Source organism: Bacillus thuringiensis (assembly GCF_001455345.1).
In the GTDB taxonomy this organism is placed as follows: domain Bacteria; phylum Bacillota; class Bacilli; order Bacillales; family Bacillaceae_G; genus Bacillus_A; species Bacillus_A thuringiensis_N.
Window position 1 is genome coordinate 2,861,235 of sequence record NZ_CP013274.1, and the last position, 16,354, is coordinate 2,877,588.

Genomic DNA, 16,354 nt, shown 5'->3' on the forward strand with positions numbered 1-16,354 from the left:
TCCGCATTATGAAAACGAATTCCAGTATATGAATAAAAAATGACGACAGTTATCAAAATTATAGTTCTGATGTACTGCCGATTTTTATTGATATTTCATGAGCTGCTTGTTTTACCTTACTAATAAGAAAAGATAGTCGATCATCATTTATGCGATGACTAATTAACCCAACACTTAATGCTCCTACTACTTTATGATTAAATCCGATAATAGGTGCAGCTACTGAAGCTGTCCCTTCTGTTTTTTCACCATAACTTACCGCATATCCTTCAGTTTTTATTTGCTTTATTTGATCTAAAAGAATGTGCTTTTGTTCTGGTAATGAAGAAAGTAAATGTTCTACAATATGTTCCATTTCATTCGTTTTCATATTGGCAAGCATCGTTTTATTTGCAGCACCAATTGAAAGTGGAATTTGTTCCCCTAAGTTATCAATAACTCGAATTTTTAAAGGGCTATCCATTCTTTCAATGATAATAGAATGCGTTCCATTTGGAATGTTCAAATACACACTTTCTTCCACTTCAGAGGCTAACCGCTTCATCACTTCTCTTGCAACTGATCTGTAGTCTACCTTCTCCAGTTGACGTAATCCTACTTCCATCCACATTGGCCCAATTTTGTACTGTTTCGTTTCTGAAATTTGCGTAACTAGCCCATGCTCGATTAGAGAGTTAAGTAATCTATGTACTGTACTAACTGGGAGATGTGTTCTGTCCGCTATATCAGAAATGGCCCAATACTCTTTTTCATTAGTAGAATTTAATAACTTTATAATACTTATCGCTCGATCAATGGACTGTACCATAACTCACCTCTACTTGACTTGTAATATGTTAGTACGCTCAATTACCTATCAATTTAACAAAAATTCGAAATGAAATCAATCCATTTATTCAATTTTCTAAAAATAAAAATATATTACGAACAATAATTTGAAAGCGCAAACAAAAAAATATTGACTTTTCTTTTTAATTATCTGAAAATTATAACAAGATTTCACATCACGGAATACATTCCATAATACGGAAAAACATCGAACTTTATTCTATCAACTACGAAAGTGAGGAAAACAATGGCGCAAGTAAATAATACAAACAATGAATTAAAACGTACGATGAAAAGTAGACACTTATTCATGATTGCACTCGGTGGTGTGATTGGAACGGGTTTATTTAACGGATCCGGCTTTATTATAAGTCAAGCTGGACCTGGTGGATCCGTACTTGCCTTTATGGCCGGTGGATTATTAATGTATTTCGTTATGCTATGTCTTGGTGAACTCGCTGTAGCCATGCCCGTTTCAGGGTCTTTCCAGGAATATGCCACTAAGTTTATCAATCCTGCAACTGGCTTTACAATCGGATGGTTATATTGGTTAAGCTGGGCGAATACGACCGGCCTTGAATTTACAACTGCCGGTATTACAATGCAGCGCTGGTTTCCTGATATTCCTGTTTGGGTTTGGTGTTTAATATTTGGCGTTACAATCTTCACGATTAACGCACTATCTGCTCGTAGTTATGCAGAAACAGAATTTTGGTTTTCAAGTATCAAAGTATCTGCCATTATCGCTTTTATTATTCTTGGCGGCGCCGCTATGTTCGGTTTAATTGATTTAAAAGGCGACGAACCAGCTCCGCTATTATCAAATTTCGTAAATCATGGTGGTTTATTCCCAAATGGACTTGCAGCTATTCTATTAACAATGGTTACAGTCAATTATTCCTTCCAAGGTACAGAACTGGTCGGAATCGCAGCAGGTGAAAGTGAAGATCCAGCAAAAACTTTACCTCGTTCTATTAGAAATATTATATGGCGTACGATGTTTTTCTTCGTCTTAGCAATCTTTGTTCTTGTTGCTTTAATTCCTTGGGAAGAAGCAGGATTAACAAAAAGCCCGTTCGTTGCTGTTTTTGATAATATCGGCATTCCATATGCGGCGGATATTATGAACTTTGTTATTCTTACTGCTGTTCTTTCTGTCGCAAACTCAGGACTGTACGCGGCAACTCGTATGCTTTGGTCATTATCCAAAAACGAAATGGCTCCAGCCTTTTTAAAGAAATTATCATCACGAGGAATACCTCTAAACGCTTTAATTATGACAATTGCTATTTCTGCTTTTTCTCTTTTGACAAGCGTAGTAGCTGCTGAAACTGTTTACTTATGGTTAATTTCCATTTCTGGCGTCATAACAATCATTGTTTGGATGTCAATTTGTGTCTCTCAATTCTTTTTCCGTAAACATTATTTAGCAGACGGCGGAAAATTAGAAGACTTAAAGTTCAAAACTCCACTTTATCCACTTGTACCAATACTTGGTTTTGGATTGTACGGCATTATATTAATCAGTCTAATCTTTATCCCAGAACAACGTCTAGGAATCTATTGCACTGTCCCATTTATCATCTTTTGCTACACTTACTATCACTTTAAAGTGAAGAAAAGAATTTCTACTAACACTCAAAGTGAAACTAAAATTAGCGAGACTATGTAATACTTTTTATATAAAAGACCGCACATGATTTTCATTTCATGTGCGGTCTTTTATCATACTAATTCGCTTTAAAATTATACAACGGCTTAATAATATGTTTTATATCTATCGTTTCTTTTGTATTTTCTATAATTTCATCCATTGGTTTGTATACCATTGGTGCCTCATCAATTGTGCTTTCTACTACCGATGTAGTCCACACTTCTGTCATCGTATTTTGAAATTCCTCTAGACTCAATAATTCTTTAGCCTTCTTACGACTCATGATACGTCCTGCCCCATGCGGACCAGAAAAGTTCCAGTCTGGATTACCTTTACCAAATGCAATAATTGAACCATCTCTCATGTTAATGGGAATAATGACTCGTTCATCTTTCTGAGCTGAAATAGCACCTTTTCGTAGAATCATATTTTCTATGTCAATATAGTTATGTATTGTAGTAAATTGATCCGTTATTTTCCAGTCCATTTTAGTAACAATTTCATCCATCATTGCTTTACGATTTAACTCAGCATACTTTTGAGCAATATTCATGTCATTCATATAATCTTCGAATCCCTGTCCTTCTAAATAAGCTAATTCTTTTCGAATATTAGGCTTCTTTATTCCACGTAAAGTTTCTTGTATTTCTTTTTCTCTCCCCTCTTTCATTAATCTCTTAATAATCTCATCTTTCATTGATGTAACATGAATAAGTTGTTCATATGCGAAGTTCTGATAATACTCTGCTATTTGTTTACCTAAATTACGAGAACCACTATGAATGACAATATATACATTTCCTTTATCGTCTTCATTTAGTTCGATAAAATGATTTCCTCCCCCAAGAGTACCTATACTTTTTTGAGCGCGTTGTAATGTAAATGGAGCTCTCACCCCATCAAAATCAATCATTTTTGAGAATCGATGTTCTTTATCTCGTATACGAAAACCGCTTGGAACAAATTTACGAATTGTTTCGTCTAAGTAATCAAAATTAATTTCTTCTTTTTTCTTATCAATCACAACAACTTCCATACCACAACCAATGTCTACCCCTACAAGATTAGGAACGATTTTATCTTGTATTGTCATCGTTGTCCCAATCGTACAACCTGCTCCAGCATGTGTATCTGGCATAATACGAATTTGACTACCCTTTACGAATTCTTGGTTACAAAGATCAATAATCTGCCCAGTTGCAGTTTCATCAACGTTATTAGTAAATACTTTCGCTTCATTGTATTTCCCTTGTAAATTCAGCATCTTTCATTTGCCCCTTCCCTTTGAAAGAACTATTTTATTATGTTATATGTGTTCTTATGATTACTATCATCCATCTGTTACTTTACATTATATATGTATTATAGCGTTACAATAATAAAAAATTATAACGGTCTAATTTGTTTACATAACATATTTATCGTCTCTTATTATTTTTACCGACACATATTTATTTCAATTTACCCTTAATATCGGTCATCTATTTTTAAAACAAAAACTCCCCTTAAATCAAAATGATTAAGGGGAGTCTTATATACGATGAAATTATAGTTCAGATTTCACCCGAACAGAAACATTGTTTTTAATTATATTTTTAAATTCTTTAAAGCTAACAAAATTGTTACTTTTCTCATCCCAAAGACGGAAACGAAGTGAACGTAAGCTAGTCGCAAGAGTAATCGTTGGTACATTTTTTAAAGGAAGCGTATTATTATGTGCTTCTTCTAATTTATAGTTAGGTACTCTTGGACTTAAATGGTGAACATGATGGAATCCAATATTACCAGTTAGGAATTGCAAAATTTTTGGAAGTTTATAAAACGAACTTCCTTCCACTGCCGCTTTCACATATTCCCAATCTTTATCTTCTTCAAAATAAGAATCCTCGAATGTGTGCTGTACGTAAAACAGCCAAATCCCTACTGAACCTGCGATTAAGAATATAGTACCGTGTACGAACAGAAACGATTGCCACCCAATTGCCCAGCAAAGTATCGCTACTACAGCAACAATTATAATATTCGTCAAATACGTATTCATACGTTCTTTCTGTCTAGCACCTTTTCGGTTAAATCTATTTTTAAGCAAGAAAACATAAATCGGACCTAATCCAAACATAACGAATGGATTGCGATATAAGCGATATGCTAAACGAATTCTAAATGGCGCAGCTACATATTCATCCACTGTAAGCGTCCAAATATCTCCTGTACCTCTCTTATCTAAATTACCACTTGTAGCGTGATGAATCGCATGCTCATGCCCCCATTGATCAAATGGGAATAACGTTAACACACCCATACATGTACCTACTATTCTATTTGCACGTCGACTTTTAAAGAATGAATAATGGGTACAATCATGAAAAATAATGAAAATTCGTGTCATAAAACCAGCAGCTAACAGAGATGGAACTAATGCTAACAGATAAGAAACAGACAAACTTTTATAAGCGAGGTACCATAAAATAATAAACGGCACGACTGTGTTAATAAGTTGCCACACGCTTTTTTTAATTGTTGATTTTTCATAAGGAGCAACTTGTTTTTTTAAATTTTTAGTTTTTTCTAATGTCATTTTTTCTAATTCCCTTCCTTTATGTTGCTAATTCATATTATAGCATACTATTAGTATCAGGTGTTAAAAGTAGATGTAATAAATATTATATAATATGAAAATCTCTTTTTTCTTACTCATTACTTACAAATTGCTTACGTTCAAAATAGCGCTATAATTAGACAGATAGAGCATTTCATTTGTCAAGGAAACTTCTAGTTTTCCAATACACACTTATAAAAACAGATAATTTTTTCACTTCTATAATATCTTATTTCTTCCTTTAAATGATAAATATTTATTTTTCATTTATTTAGCGATCTCTTATTCACAAGAAAAAAGAGCTGCCATAAGTCAGTTTCACCAACTTATGGCAGCTCCTCTTCATTTCACTTTATTTTATCGATGGATCCAAACTGCACCTGCAGACTTGTCTTCAGCTTGACCTACTACTTCAAACTTCAATCCTAATTTCGGCAACTTACGTCCGGCATCTGGAATAACGCTGTTGATGTATTGCTTAGAATCATCAAATTTTGCAACTCCTGGTAATCCTTTATAGTCAAAGATACCGCGAGTTGGTGAATTTACTTTCCATGCTGGCGTTTGATCAAATGAGAATGCCGCATCGGCAATTTGATAACGCGTACTGCTCTTCACAGTAGGTTGTCCGTTTAATGTTCCTACAATTGCCTCTGGATGAGAGTCTACTACTCCAAGGAATCCTTCACCTGGATGAACGCCTACCCAGTTATCTGTAAAGCTTTGATCCGCATACCATACAACCATTCCTGTATTAAATACTGGACCACGCGCATATTGTAACGCAGTGTCAGAACCAGCGTAATTTCTCCACTCTACATAGTAATTATGTTTTTTCTGTTCAAATCCGTTAGACACAGTAAATCCTTTTAGTGTCATTGCTGGCTGGCCTTCTGCGTCATCAGAGAAAACAACTTTTCCATCTACAGTTAATGCTGCATTGTCTAACGCAAATCCTTTATAAGCTACTGCAATATCTGTTAAGTACTCAAATTGCAATTTTACTTTTTTTCCTTTGAATTGGCTTAAATCGTATGATTTATCAACCCACTTACCATCAGTTGTATCCGCGCCGCCTTTTACATCTTTTTCGCCCATTCTATCAATGCGTGTCTTCGTTCCATCTTCTGCAATCGCATATACGTCAAGGAAGTCATACTTCGCTTCCAGTTCATAAAATGCCTTATAATCAAACTTAGCATCCGTTGCAGTCGTTAAGTCAAATACTGGTGTCTCAAGTGTTGTATGAATGTCATTTCCTTTCGTGCTGTAATAAAACTTCTTACCAAATGCTGACTCAATATTTTTTATATCTTTGTCCGGCAAGTTAACACGAATAATTCCTGGTCGTTTTGATTTTGTCACACTTTGATCTAAATACGTTGCAGTACCGATTCCCGTGCGAAGTTTATCATAATCTACCTCAACAATATTCGCCCAGTTCCCCTTCATATTTTTTTGGAAAAACTCTTTATTTTGCGGTGAGAAACTTGTTGGCTCTGTACCTGCAATTTTTCCAGCCCAGCTACCGCCGCTCATTAAGGACCATGATTCAACTGGTTCACCTTGTCCTGAATACTTTGTATCATATTCATCTGGCAAGCCTAAATCATGACCATATTCATGTGCAAATACACCAACCGCTCCGTCTTCAGGCTCAATTGTATAATCGTATGCAGCCATCTTTCCGCCCCAGTTCGAAACAGAAGATTTTGTACCATCAATCGCATATGGCTTCGATCCTAATTTTGAACGATGAGACCAAATCGCATCATCTTTCAATTTACCACCGCCAGCTTCTTGACCCACGCCTGCATGTACTACCATTAAATGATCAATGATTCCATCTGGCTCATTTTTATTTCCATCACCATCTTGATCGTATTGATCAAATTGATCATAATCAGCTAAATTAATGCCTTTTGCTACTGCTGCTTTCAATGCTTCTTTCACAAAATCCTTTGGACCTAAAGGACCTTTGTTGTCATGACCAGTTCCCGCATCCGCACCATAGTCTGATGCTTTCCCTGGAACAGTAAGCCATTCCGTTACAGTACCGTCCACTGTGTAGCTTCCACCAGATTGTTCTTCATAATACTGTTTAAATGTATTAATCTTTGATCCATCAAATAATGTAAATGGTTCATCACCAAATAACATTTTTTGATAATGTTCACGATTAAAGTCCTTAGAATACATATAACCTGGTTCTTGATCAATATTGTTATGCTTAAAATCGCTAAATTCTACGAGTAATACAAGCACTTTATCTTTTCGAACAGCCCCATTGTAATCAGCTTGCTTTGCTGGTGTAGTCGGTACTTTTCCATTTAATTTTCCAGGGTTCAATCCTGCACCTTGTCCAGCTACTGGTCCTACTTCGGGCTGTTGCGCCTGTTCATTTTCCTTCATTTTTGCATCTTTTACTTTTTTCATAAAATCTGAAGCTTCTTGCGTAAGGTTATCTCCTGTCAAGATTTCTTTCCCAGGGTTTTCCCCTTTCTTTTTCTCAACATAATTTTCGACAGCCTTTGATGTCTCAGCTTGTGATGCAGATTGATCAATTACTCCCCGTTGCTTCAGCGCTTCTGCCAAACGCTCCTCAGGGATTAAATGCTCATCAATTGGTAGAGATGGTGGCGCATCAGCATACGCTGCATGACTTCCAAAAGCAAACGTACTACTTAGCACGGCTGCTGTTGTTAATACCGCTAAAGGTTTTAATTTCTTTTTCTTTTTCAATGTATTTCCTCCCCAGTGTCTGCAAATTATCGTTTTTTGCCGATAGCAATATAATATTCGTTATAATACGAATATTCAATCTTTTTAAAAGGGTAAAATGTTGAGAAATATTTTTTAGGGTGAAAAATATAAAATAGATACATTTACAGGACATCTATTCTAAAATTTTTGATCCTCTTTCCTCTTTTTTTCGAATGAAATGTTACCTACACAAAAAATGCCAATTCCTAAGTAGTAGCTAAGGAATTGGCATTTTTTAACGAGAATGCTTTATGAATAAACGGCTTGCTTCTTCTGGTATATAGAACTTACCATTACTTTCTACAACAACACTTCCTAATTCATACTCTTTATTCTTAATACGAATTATATTTTTATTAACAAATAATTGAGCTTTTACATTATTACGTTTTACTACGAGTACAGGGTTCGCTACATCAGTTTTATCTATTGTTACAGTTGCACCATTCTGCTTAAAGGCTGATTCACTCTCTACAAATAATTTTTTTGTTACTTCTTCTAAGTTAAAGCCCATCGCTTTCGCCATCGTCTTCGCAACGTCCGTGTTTTGAATTAATCCAGATGGATTTTGAGGACCATATGAATATAAAAATACATCCTCACCTGTATGCCCTCCTGTTGTAAAGCCTATGTTCGCACGGTTAGCCAATAATATAGTGAAAATTGAACCTACATCTATTTTCTTTTTAGCCGCTTTTAACCTTTCTTTTTCATCAAAAGTTAAATTGTCCAATCCATATAACTTAGCTACATCTTCTACATTTGATAAATCAGATTTTAAATTATTTATAGTCCCTTCAAGAGTCATTTTCACTTTTTTCAATGGATCAATATATGCAGAAACTGGCGTAGTATTATATCCTTTTGTCGTATTCATATTGCCAATAGAAATACCGCTATTACCATGGTCCGCTACGGCTATTAGCATCGTATTACCATCTTTTTTTGCAAACGTCAATGCTTCTGCAACTGCATTATCAAATGCTAACACATCACTAATCATCCCAATTGGATCGTTTACATGAGCTGCCCAGTCTGGCTTACTTCCCTCTACAAACAAAAAGAAGCCATCTTTATCTTTTGATAACGTTTGAATTGCTTTTTCTGTCATTTGAGAAAGTGTTGGCTGCTCTGGGTTTGTTGCTTCACGATCCATATCAAACGCTAAGGCATTATGTGAGAAAGAGCCCCAAATTTTATTAGATTTAGAGTCCAATAATGCTTCTTTCGTTTCAACAAAGTCGTACCCTCTATTTTGAATCACTTTTACTAAATCTTCACCATCTTTTCGAATTCCACTGTTTGTTACAGGTAGCAGTGCCGCTTTCCCCCCGCCTAATACGACATCTATATTTTGATATACTTGTTGCTCTGCAATTACGTCAAAATGCTTGCGGTTGACATGATGAGCAGAGAATCCGGCCGGTGTAGCATGCTGAATTTCAGCTGTAGCAACAATTCCAGTAGCGCGACCAGTACGTTTGGCACCTTCTAAAACATTGGCAACTGGCCGTAATTTGTCCTCTTCTTTTATTGGTTTTAAGCCAGGTGAACTCACAATAGTAGGTAATACACCTACATATCCTGAATTCGATTTATTCCCCGTTGCTAAAGCTGTAGCTGCTGGAGCTGAGTCTGTTATAGCTGATTCCGCCGAATATGTACGAACTCCGCCTGTTACAATTTCATCTAATGCAAGTGGTTTCCCTTTATACAAGCGAGCTAATGTAGTTGCTGAAGAACTCGTTCCGTCCATAACCATCATGATTACATTTTTCGGTTGTCGTTCTACTTTTTTCACTTTAGCTTCCACCGCATGATCATTCATCATATTTTCAGTACATAACATACTTAGTGTGATTGTTCCTACTAACAGTAACTTCTTCATCTTTAAACCCAAATTCGACATTGTTGTTCCTCCGTATGTTTCACATTCATTTATATACAAAAAGATGTCCACAACCTATATATGTTTTATTAGTCCCCAATTTTCATGAAGCTAACAATCATTACCTTCACTTTCTTTTATTTAAAAAGCAGCGGTACATATCATAGCTTTTTATTTTCAAATAATTAGAAGCCAAACCTCTTTTATAAAATTGTCTTATCATTTTCTTCAATAACATATATTTATCAATAAAAATTCGACTGAAACAAATAAAAATTTATTGTTAAACAATAAATTTTATGTTAAATTAAAAGGATAATTTAAAAATGAGGTGCTTTTTATGAAACAAGGATCAACACTCTTTTTAAAGATAGCTATTATCCTTATCGGTATTCCTGTTTTCGCTTTGTGTATATTTTCAATTCCTAACATCGGGAATTATGCAGCAAAACTGTATCCCGATATTGCATATATAAAATATCTTGTTTTAATCAATCTATATGCAACGGTGATACCTTTTTATTTCGCTCTATACGAAGCCTTTAAACTTGTAAGCTACATTGACAAAGGTAATGCCTTCTCGAAATTATCTGTTAGAAGTTTAAAAAAGATAAAGCAATGCGCTATTACAATTAGTATATTATATGTAGTAGGCATGCCACTCTTCTATCTCGTGGCTGAGAAAGATGACGCACCTGGTATCATTATAATTGGCATGATCCTAATCTTTGCTTCAATGGTAATCGCGGTCTTTGCTGCCGTTCTCCAAAGACTATTAAAAGATGCGATAGATATAAAATCAGAAAATGATTTAACGGTCTGAGGTGAATAATATGGCAATTATTATTAATATTGATGTAATGTTAGCGAAAAGAAAAATGAGTGTAACAGAGCTTTCGGAGAAGGTTGGAATTACAATGGCTAACCTTTCGATCTTGAAAAATGGAAAAGCAAAAGCAGTCCGTTTTTCAACTTTAGAAGCTATTTGTAAAGCATTAGAATGCCAACCTGGGGATATTTTAGAATATCAACCGGAAGATACCGAATAAAAAGAGTCCTTCTCATATGAAGGACTCTTTTTATTCGGTATTACGGCGCAAAACTAACTCGACCAGTCAAAACTAAAATAATCGCGATAATCCAAAATATAAAGAATGATGAGGACAGTATGAACGAAAGAATAGCAATGCCCTTCTTCTCTGTTTTTTTCGCCATTGTAATGACAGAAAGTATGATACCTGCAACTGTCAGGGCAACTGTAACATAATCTCCCACTATATTACCTGCATTCGCTATCCTTGTCGGTGTAATAAAAACGAACAGAAAACATAAAATGCCGATGAGTAAAGAGATATAGCTTATTATACTGTACTTCTTTTTAGGAACTATTTCAGCTTTCATACTAACCTCCCCCTTCTATATAGCTATAAGTTCATAGTAGCATAAATAACCATAATTTGGTTAAAATAAAAAAAGAGATACAGCGGTAACTTCCACTGTATCTCTTTTTTATTTAATAAATAAACCTGCGATTTCTTCTTTGTCATTATAAGTAATGATAAAGGTACGTTGTTCTTTACTATACTTTGCTACAAGAATAACCGTATATAAACCATCGTTTTCTTCAATCGATTGTTTTTCAATTTTTTCAAACGTACCAGCTTTCTCAATTACAGGTGTAAGATCTTTCATTTTTTCTTCTGGTAACCCAGCTTTCATTTTACTATCAAATTTCTCATGCACTTCTTTATACTTTGCCTCATTTAATAATGATACAATTTCTTCCGCTTTTGGAATAAATTTTTTAGACGTATTTTTATCTACTTTATTACCGGTACATGCTGCAAGTGCAAATACCGCGATAGCACTTAATAAAATAAGTAACATTTTTCTCATTTTCATACACCCTTTCTTTTTAAAATGAAACTATAACTAAAAGTGAGTAAAGCACAAATTGCTATTGAGACTTCTGATATAATGATCCCACTTTTCCCTGGTACATAAAGTGATATAACGCCTGCTAATGCATTTGCAGTCCCATGGATGAGAATTGCATACACAACATAAAGAAATTTCTTTTGGACGACAGCTTGCAGTACAATGAAGGAAAGCCCAACATGTAATACCATCGCAAAGATGCGCTCAATACCACCGAGATAATAACTGTCACCATTTTGAATGACTGTTTGCGATAATAATAGGGATATTACTGGGATACCGACTATCAACACCGCCTCAATACCACCATGCCCTGCTCCAAATAAAAAACCAGACTGCCAATCTCGTTGCTTCATAAAATAACGCATTGCGATAAAACGAGCTATCTCTTCAAAAATTCCAGCTGATATACTAAGCAAAACTGCAAATAGTATAGGCTGCATAACAGAAAACATTTGAAAATCTGTGCTATTTCTATTTAAATAATTTAGTATTGGTATGCGAATCAATATTTGTGATACAACAAAAGCCAATACGCCTAACATATATGGAATATAGCGTTTCTTCCAAAAAGCATATAAAAGTGCAATAAGCGGTAAACCAAAGCTAATCATTGTTGTAAAAATAAGACCATTCATCTCGCTTCACCTCTTACTTGAAGTGTATAAAAACAAGTGAAGAAAGTATGTAGTTATTTCCTATTCGGTTTCATTTTCATCATAGATGGTCATTTCATCTCTTTTAATATAAATGTTTGCGTGAAATAAGGACTTACATAAGTTGTTTCTAACGTCGCATTATTTGTTTTATTCATGATACGTTTTAATGAGAATAGCCCGTATCCTCTAGTCCCTTCTTTACTTGAATGGTTTTTCTCATAAATTTTTTGCAAATCAATCGCCTCACCCTTTGAACTATTACGCACAATAAAATATTGTCGTAAATCCATTTCAAAGAATGCAATTTGCAATATCTTTTCCTCACTATGTACTGCTTCTTCAATTGCATTGTCTACTAAAACTGAAATGATGCGAATAAATGAAATAATCGTCATTGAAACACTTTCAATGTTTTCTGGTATATCAAGCATTACTTTTATTTGTTGCTGCTGGGCAGTACCGACTTTCGCTCTTAATACACTTCTTACTTCAGGAATATGTATGCGAGATAATTTTGCAATATCAAGTTCATGATCATTTATTGTTTTTAATGTGGGAGCAATAACATCGTAGTACACTTGCTCAATTTCTTTCACATTTTTTGTACGTATTCCCTCTTCTAACGATAATAATACATTCATATAATCATGACGGAAACTAGCAAGCTCATCGTGCATATCCTCTAATTTCTCCACATAATCTAATAACTCTTTATCTAAACGTTTTTCGTGCTCTTCTCGTAACTTTTCTTTCGATAAGTGTGAGCTTATTAGTACAATGATTAGTAATAATAAAAAAATAATAATCGCTGAATTATAACTTACTTCACTGTATTGTTGATTTATTTTTGCTAAAAACTCAGTTGACGGCTGAGTTAAAATTAGTTCAATAATAAACCCGATCATTAATAATATATAAGTTATATAATATAACGGACTACCTACTATATATTGAGCAATTTTTTGAATTCTTTTACGCGCTAATAGAATACCGATAAAAGTAAGTGTCGATACGATAAGATGAATCATGCTACCTGTCCATAAATATAAATTGAATGGCGTTAACATAAAGATTTTCATTCCTAAATCGAAAAGCAACATTTTCACTAACGTTATAATAACCATACTCACCAGTGCAAAATATACATTATGCTTAAATTTCAATTCATTTTGCATTAATCCTAAACTTATTAAAAATAACACAATCGTACTATTCAACTCTGGATATCTCGTTACTGTTACGACAATAGCAAGTAAAATAATAAATACCGCACTTAAAGCTATTAACATTTTATATGACAATCTATTGTACCGGATTAATTGTATGTATAAAAACGTGTGACACATACTAGTAAGCAGTATTGCAAATAAATCATAAATATACATTACATCTCACCCTTTAACATGTTACGTACTTTACTCACTAAACGACGTGATACTGGAATACGTTTCCCACTTTTTAAAACTATCATTTTTTGCTTTGCATCGTAAGAAGACATTTGGTTCGTATTCACGATATATGATTGATGACAACGAAATAAACGTTCATCTATTATTTCAATTTCCTTTAAAGTTCCATAAAAATAAACGATTCGATCTAACGTCACTAATGCTAACCGGTGCGGTTCATCAGTCATAACATATTCAACTTCATGAAAAGGAACCCGTACAGTTGCATTACTATTTTCAACGATAAAGTCATCGGACGGAATGATATGCTTATTACGTGCTTCATACTGAAGTAAACATTGTTCAAAAACTTTACACTTCTCCTCGTATGGCAACCCTTTATCAATAAAAGTTAAAGCTGATACCATGTATTGGTATGAAATAGGTGCAAATTCAGAATGCGTTGTTACAAACACAATAATCCCTTGTGTATCATACTTTCGTATTTCTTGCGCCACGTGTAAACCTTTTCGCTCTTCTCTTTTTATCTCTATATCTAAAAAATAGATTGGGACATACTTCGCCTTTGGAATGTTAGTAATAATGTTTTCACTTTTACTAGTTACCTCAATAAAGTCAAAAGGCAACATATATTTCTCACAAATCTCTTCAACTAACCGCTTCATTTGCTGCGCTTGTATGACATCGTCTTCTAAAATAAATATACTCATGTGATCACTCGCTTTATTGAAATCTTTTCATCTATAGATTTATCTATAACTATATAATTCAAATTGTTGTACTAATCTCCTTCTAAATTCTTGAAAGGGTTCATTTTCTTTCGTTTTTATAAAGCATAGAAAACAACCTCTACTTTTTGCTTGAAAGTAGAGGTTTTATTTGAATTTTTTATAAAATAACCTCTCTATCAATTACTACCTTAAAAAATTCCGAGTAATGCGCTAAAGAATAATCGGCTACATCACAATTCCCTTGGAACATACATGTTGAAATCCCTAATTCCTTTGCAGGTAATAAATCTAATTCTCTATCCCCAATAGCTAAATCAATATTGTGCTTTTTATGGAGATAATCATAAGCTAGCGAATTCGGTTTTCGGGGGAAGCCATCGTCAATTGTAACCATGTCGACGAAGTATTTGTCCCAGCCGTAATGATTTAATATAGTTAATACACCTGCTTTATCTTTATGAGTCATAATGACATTTTTATCGGCAAACTTTAATACCTCTTCGACTTTTTCAAATGGTTTTATATCTTTTGTAATAATGCGACTCTCTAATACATCAATTTCACTTAATTGTTTTGTAGATATTTTATAGCAATCAATTGCGTGAGAAAATGAAACCTTTAAATTTGTATAGATTTCTTCTTCACTTATTTCCTTCCCTAAAACTTGAGAAAGAATTTTTGTATAAACTGGATACGTATCAAATAACGTACCATCAAAATCCCATAAAATATTCATTCTATCCACCTTCTATTTTCAAATTATTTGATGATTAAATCCGCCCTATCCTTCGGCGATTCCGTTTCTAAGTAATAATCTTCTGCCTTCCAATACCTATTCTCAAACTTTGAAAGGTTTTTCTGCGTTTCCTTACTCTCGCGTAGAAACCTCGTCTCTCTTGGACAATCCAAGTACACCATATAATGAAAGAAATCTCTCCATTCTTTTCGCTGTAGAAAAACACCTTCAATTACTATTACACCTACTATGGGGATCTGTACTTTTTTCATTTCGTATGAGTCTGTCTTATCATTATAGAACGGTAATTTCAGTTTTGTTTCATGTTGTAGCTTTTGAAAAAACTTCTGACGGAGCCACTCAATATCCCATTGCAAATAATAATACTCATGCCATTCTTCAAATCCTGTATCATAGCGTTTATTACGCTCTACTATGTGATCATCAATATGAAAAATATGAAACGGAATACTTTCTTGTTTCATATTTTCTTTTAAGTTTGTTACAAATGTTGTTTTTCCTGAACGGCTTAAACCATCTATGCCTAAAATGAAGCGGTTTTCTTTATGCTTCTTCATAACATTTATTATTTCACTCGTACTCATTACTTCTTCCACTCTTCTTTTAATAAAGAATATAAAATCGTATCATGCGCAACTCCATTTTGAATCATATGTTTTCGAAGTAATCCTTCTTCTTGAAATCCTGCTTTTATTAACAATTTTTGAGAAGCTTTATTTTCTACATATACAACAGCAGCAATTCTTATAAGTTGCAACGTTTCAAATCCGTAAGTTAAAATCGCCTGTAACGCTTCCGTTGCATACCCTTGTCCCCAATATGTATCGTCTAGCTCATAACCAATTTCAGCTCGCTTATGATGATGGTTAATTAAATGAAAACCGCACGTTCCGATTAATTGGCCCGTCCCCTTTTTCTCTATTCCCCAGCGAAATACACTTCCCTCTTCATAACGATTTTTAAACGTTTGAATCGTTGTTTTCGCTTGCTCAATATTTTCGAAAGAATCCATTCCAAAATAACGTATAACAGATTCTTTTGAAAAATAACGGAACATCGTTTCTGCATCTAACAGTGTTAGTTCTCTTAATTGTAAACGTTCTGTTTCTAGTTTCGGAAAGCCCATCT

Annotated in this window: 16 protein-coding genes; 3 read left to right on the forward strand and 13 right to left on the reverse strand. The window is 34.2% G+C overall.

Going from position 1 to position 16,354, the window contains the following annotated elements; translation table 11 throughout:
* Positions 1–58: 58 nt before the first annotated feature.
* Positions 59–808, reverse strand: a complete 750-nt coding sequence (locus ATN06_RS15000; RefSeq protein WP_000250776.1) for an IclR family transcriptional regulator — start codon at positions 806–808, stop codon at positions 59–61.
* A 267-nt stretch (positions 809–1,075) separates the two neighbouring features.
* On the opposite strand from ATN06_RS15000, the gene ATN06_RS15005 reads away from it, so the two are divergent.
* On the forward strand, positions 1,076–2,500 hold the full coding sequence (locus tag ATN06_RS15005) for an amino acid permease (protein ID WP_060631308.1): 1,425 nt from the start codon (positions 1,076–1,078) through the stop codon (positions 2,498–2,500).
* Between the two features lie 58 nt (positions 2,501–2,558).
* On the opposite strand, the gene ATN06_RS15010 is transcribed toward ATN06_RS15005, so the two are convergent.
* The 4 genes from ATN06_RS15010 to ATN06_RS15025 form a co-directional block, all read right to left on the reverse strand.
* Positions 2,559–3,746 (reverse strand): RtcB family protein, encoded by a 1,188-nt coding sequence (locus ATN06_RS15010; RefSeq protein ID WP_060631309.1) that lies wholly within the window; start codon positions 3,744–3,746, stop codon positions 2,559–2,561.
* Between the two features lie 282 nt (positions 3,747–4,028).
* Positions 4,029–5,060: a Delta(5) desaturase DesA gene (locus ATN06_RS15015; RefSeq protein WP_060631310.1), complete on the reverse strand. Its 1,032-nt coding sequence runs from the start codon at positions 5,058–5,060 to the stop codon at positions 4,029–4,031.
* Positions 5,061–5,438: 378 nt separating this feature from the next.
* A complete protein-coding gene (locus tag ATN06_RS15020) occupies positions 5,439–7,823 on the reverse strand; it encodes an immune inhibitor A domain-containing protein (protein WP_060631311.1) in 2,385 nt (794 codons plus the stop codon).
* Positions 7,824–8,079: 256 nt separating this feature from the next.
* Positions 8,080–9,753 (reverse strand): alkaline phosphatase, encoded by a 1,674-nt coding sequence (locus tag ATN06_RS15025; RefSeq protein WP_060631312.1) that lies wholly within the window; start codon positions 9,751–9,753, stop codon positions 8,080–8,082.
* A 319-nt stretch (positions 9,754–10,072) separates the two neighbouring features.
* On the opposite strand from ATN06_RS15025, the gene ATN06_RS15030 reads away from it, so the two are divergent.
* Positions 10,073–10,555 (forward strand): DUF2975 domain-containing protein, encoded by a 483-nt coding sequence (locus tag ATN06_RS15030; RefSeq protein WP_060631313.1) that lies wholly within the window; start codon positions 10,073–10,075, stop codon positions 10,553–10,555.
* A gap of 10 nt (positions 10,556–10,565) precedes the next feature.
* Positions 10,566–10,781, forward strand: coding sequence for a helix-turn-helix domain-containing protein (locus tag ATN06_RS15035; RefSeq protein ID WP_000974619.1), 216 nt, complete (start codon positions 10,566–10,568; stop codon positions 10,779–10,781).
* Between the two features lie 40 nt (positions 10,782–10,821).
* Here the strand turns inward: ATN06_RS15035 and ATN06_RS15040 are convergent, their stop codons facing one another.
* From ATN06_RS15040 to ATN06_RS15075, 8 genes are all read right to left on the reverse strand, one after another.
* Complete coding sequence (locus ATN06_RS15040) at positions 10,822–11,133, reverse strand: hypothetical protein (protein ID WP_060631314.1); 312 nt, start codon at positions 11,131–11,133, stop codon at positions 10,822–10,824.
* 108 nt (positions 11,134–11,241) lie between these two features.
* Positions 11,242–11,628 (reverse strand): DUF3887 domain-containing protein, encoded by a 387-nt coding sequence (locus ATN06_RS15045; RefSeq protein ID WP_060631315.1) that lies wholly within the window; start codon positions 11,626–11,628, stop codon positions 11,242–11,244.
* A gap of 2 nt (positions 11,629–11,630) precedes the next feature.
* Positions 11,631–12,308: a YhfC family intramembrane metalloprotease gene (locus ATN06_RS15050; RefSeq protein ID WP_060631316.1), complete on the reverse strand. Its 678-nt coding sequence runs from the start codon at positions 12,306–12,308 to the stop codon at positions 11,631–11,633.
* 89 nt (positions 12,309–12,397) lie between these two features.
* A complete protein-coding gene (locus ATN06_RS15055) occupies positions 12,398–13,714 on the reverse strand; it encodes a GHKL domain-containing protein (RefSeq protein ID WP_060631317.1) in 1,317 nt (438 codons plus the stop codon).
* Entirely contained in the window at positions 13,714–14,448 is a 735-nt protein-coding gene (locus ATN06_RS15060; protein WP_060631318.1) for a LytR/AlgR family response regulator transcription factor, read from the reverse strand. Before ATN06_RS15060 ends, ATN06_RS15055 begins: the two co-directional genes overlap by 1 nt.
* A 178-nt stretch (positions 14,449–14,626) precedes the next feature.
* Complete coding sequence (locus tag ATN06_RS15065; protein ID WP_060631319.1) at positions 14,627–15,205, reverse strand: HAD-IA family hydrolase; 579 nt, start codon at positions 15,203–15,205, stop codon at positions 14,627–14,629.
* Positions 15,206–15,228: 23 nt separating this feature from the next.
* Positions 15,229–15,810, reverse strand: a complete 582-nt coding sequence (locus ATN06_RS15070) for a kinase (protein ID WP_060631320.1) — start codon at positions 15,808–15,810, stop codon at positions 15,229–15,231.
* Positions 15,810–16,352 (reverse strand): GNAT family N-acetyltransferase, encoded by a 543-nt coding sequence (locus tag ATN06_RS15075; RefSeq protein ID WP_060631321.1) that lies wholly within the window; start codon positions 16,350–16,352, stop codon positions 15,810–15,812. Before ATN06_RS15075 ends, ATN06_RS15070 begins: the two co-directional genes overlap by 1 nt.
* Positions 16,353–16,354 lie beyond the last annotated feature (2 nt).

Coding starts and splice junctions, on each gene's coding strand:
- ATN06_RS15075 (WP_060631321.1), bottom strand. CDS start 16,352: ATGGGCTTTCCGAAACTAGAAACAGAACGTTTACAATTAAGAGAACTA.
- ATN06_RS15060 (WP_060631318.1), bottom strand. CDS start 14,448: ATGAGTATATTTATTTTAGAAGACGATGTCATACAAGCGCAGCAAATG.
- ATN06_RS15030 (WP_060631313.1), top strand. CDS start 10,073: ATGAAACAAGGATCAACACTCTTTTTAAAGATAGCTATTATCCTTATC.
- ATN06_RS15000 (WP_000250776.1), bottom strand. CDS start 808: ATGGTACAGTCCATTGATCGAGCGATAAGTATTATAAAGTTATTAAAT.
- ATN06_RS15045 (WP_060631315.1), bottom strand. CDS start 11,628: ATGAGAAAAATGTTACTTATTTTATTAAGTGCTATCGCGGTATTTGCA.
- ATN06_RS15015 (WP_060631310.1), bottom strand. CDS start 5,060: ATGACATTAGAAAAAACTAAAAATTTAAAAAAACAAGTTGCTCCTTAT.
- ATN06_RS15035 (WP_000974619.1), top strand. CDS start 10,566: ATGGCAATTATTATTAATATTGATGTAATGTTAGCGAAAAGAAAAATG.
- ATN06_RS15010 (WP_060631309.1), bottom strand. CDS start 3,746: ATGCTGAATTTACAAGGGAAATACAATGAAGCGAAAGTATTTACTAAT.
- ATN06_RS15025 (WP_060631312.1), bottom strand. CDS start 9,753: ATGTCGAATTTGGGTTTAAAGATGAAGAAGTTACTGTTAGTAGGAACA.
- ATN06_RS15070 (WP_060631320.1), bottom strand. CDS start 15,810: ATGAGTACGAGTGAAATAATAAATGTTATGAAGAAGCATAAAGAAAAC.
- ATN06_RS15055 (WP_060631317.1), bottom strand. CDS start 13,714: ATGTATATTTATGATTTATTTGCAATACTGCTTACTAGTATGTGTCAC.
- ATN06_RS15050 (WP_060631316.1), bottom strand. CDS start 12,308: ATGAATGGTCTTATTTTTACAACAATGATTAGCTTTGGTTTACCGCTT.
- ATN06_RS15040 (WP_060631314.1), bottom strand. CDS start 11,133: ATGAAAGCTGAAATAGTTCCTAAAAAGAAGTACAGTATAATAAGCTAT.
- ATN06_RS15005 (WP_060631308.1), top strand. CDS start 1,076: ATGGCGCAAGTAAATAATACAAACAATGAATTAAAACGTACGATGAAA.
- ATN06_RS15065 (WP_060631319.1), bottom strand. CDS start 15,205: ATGAATATTTTATGGGATTTTGATGGTACGTTATTTGATACGTATCCA.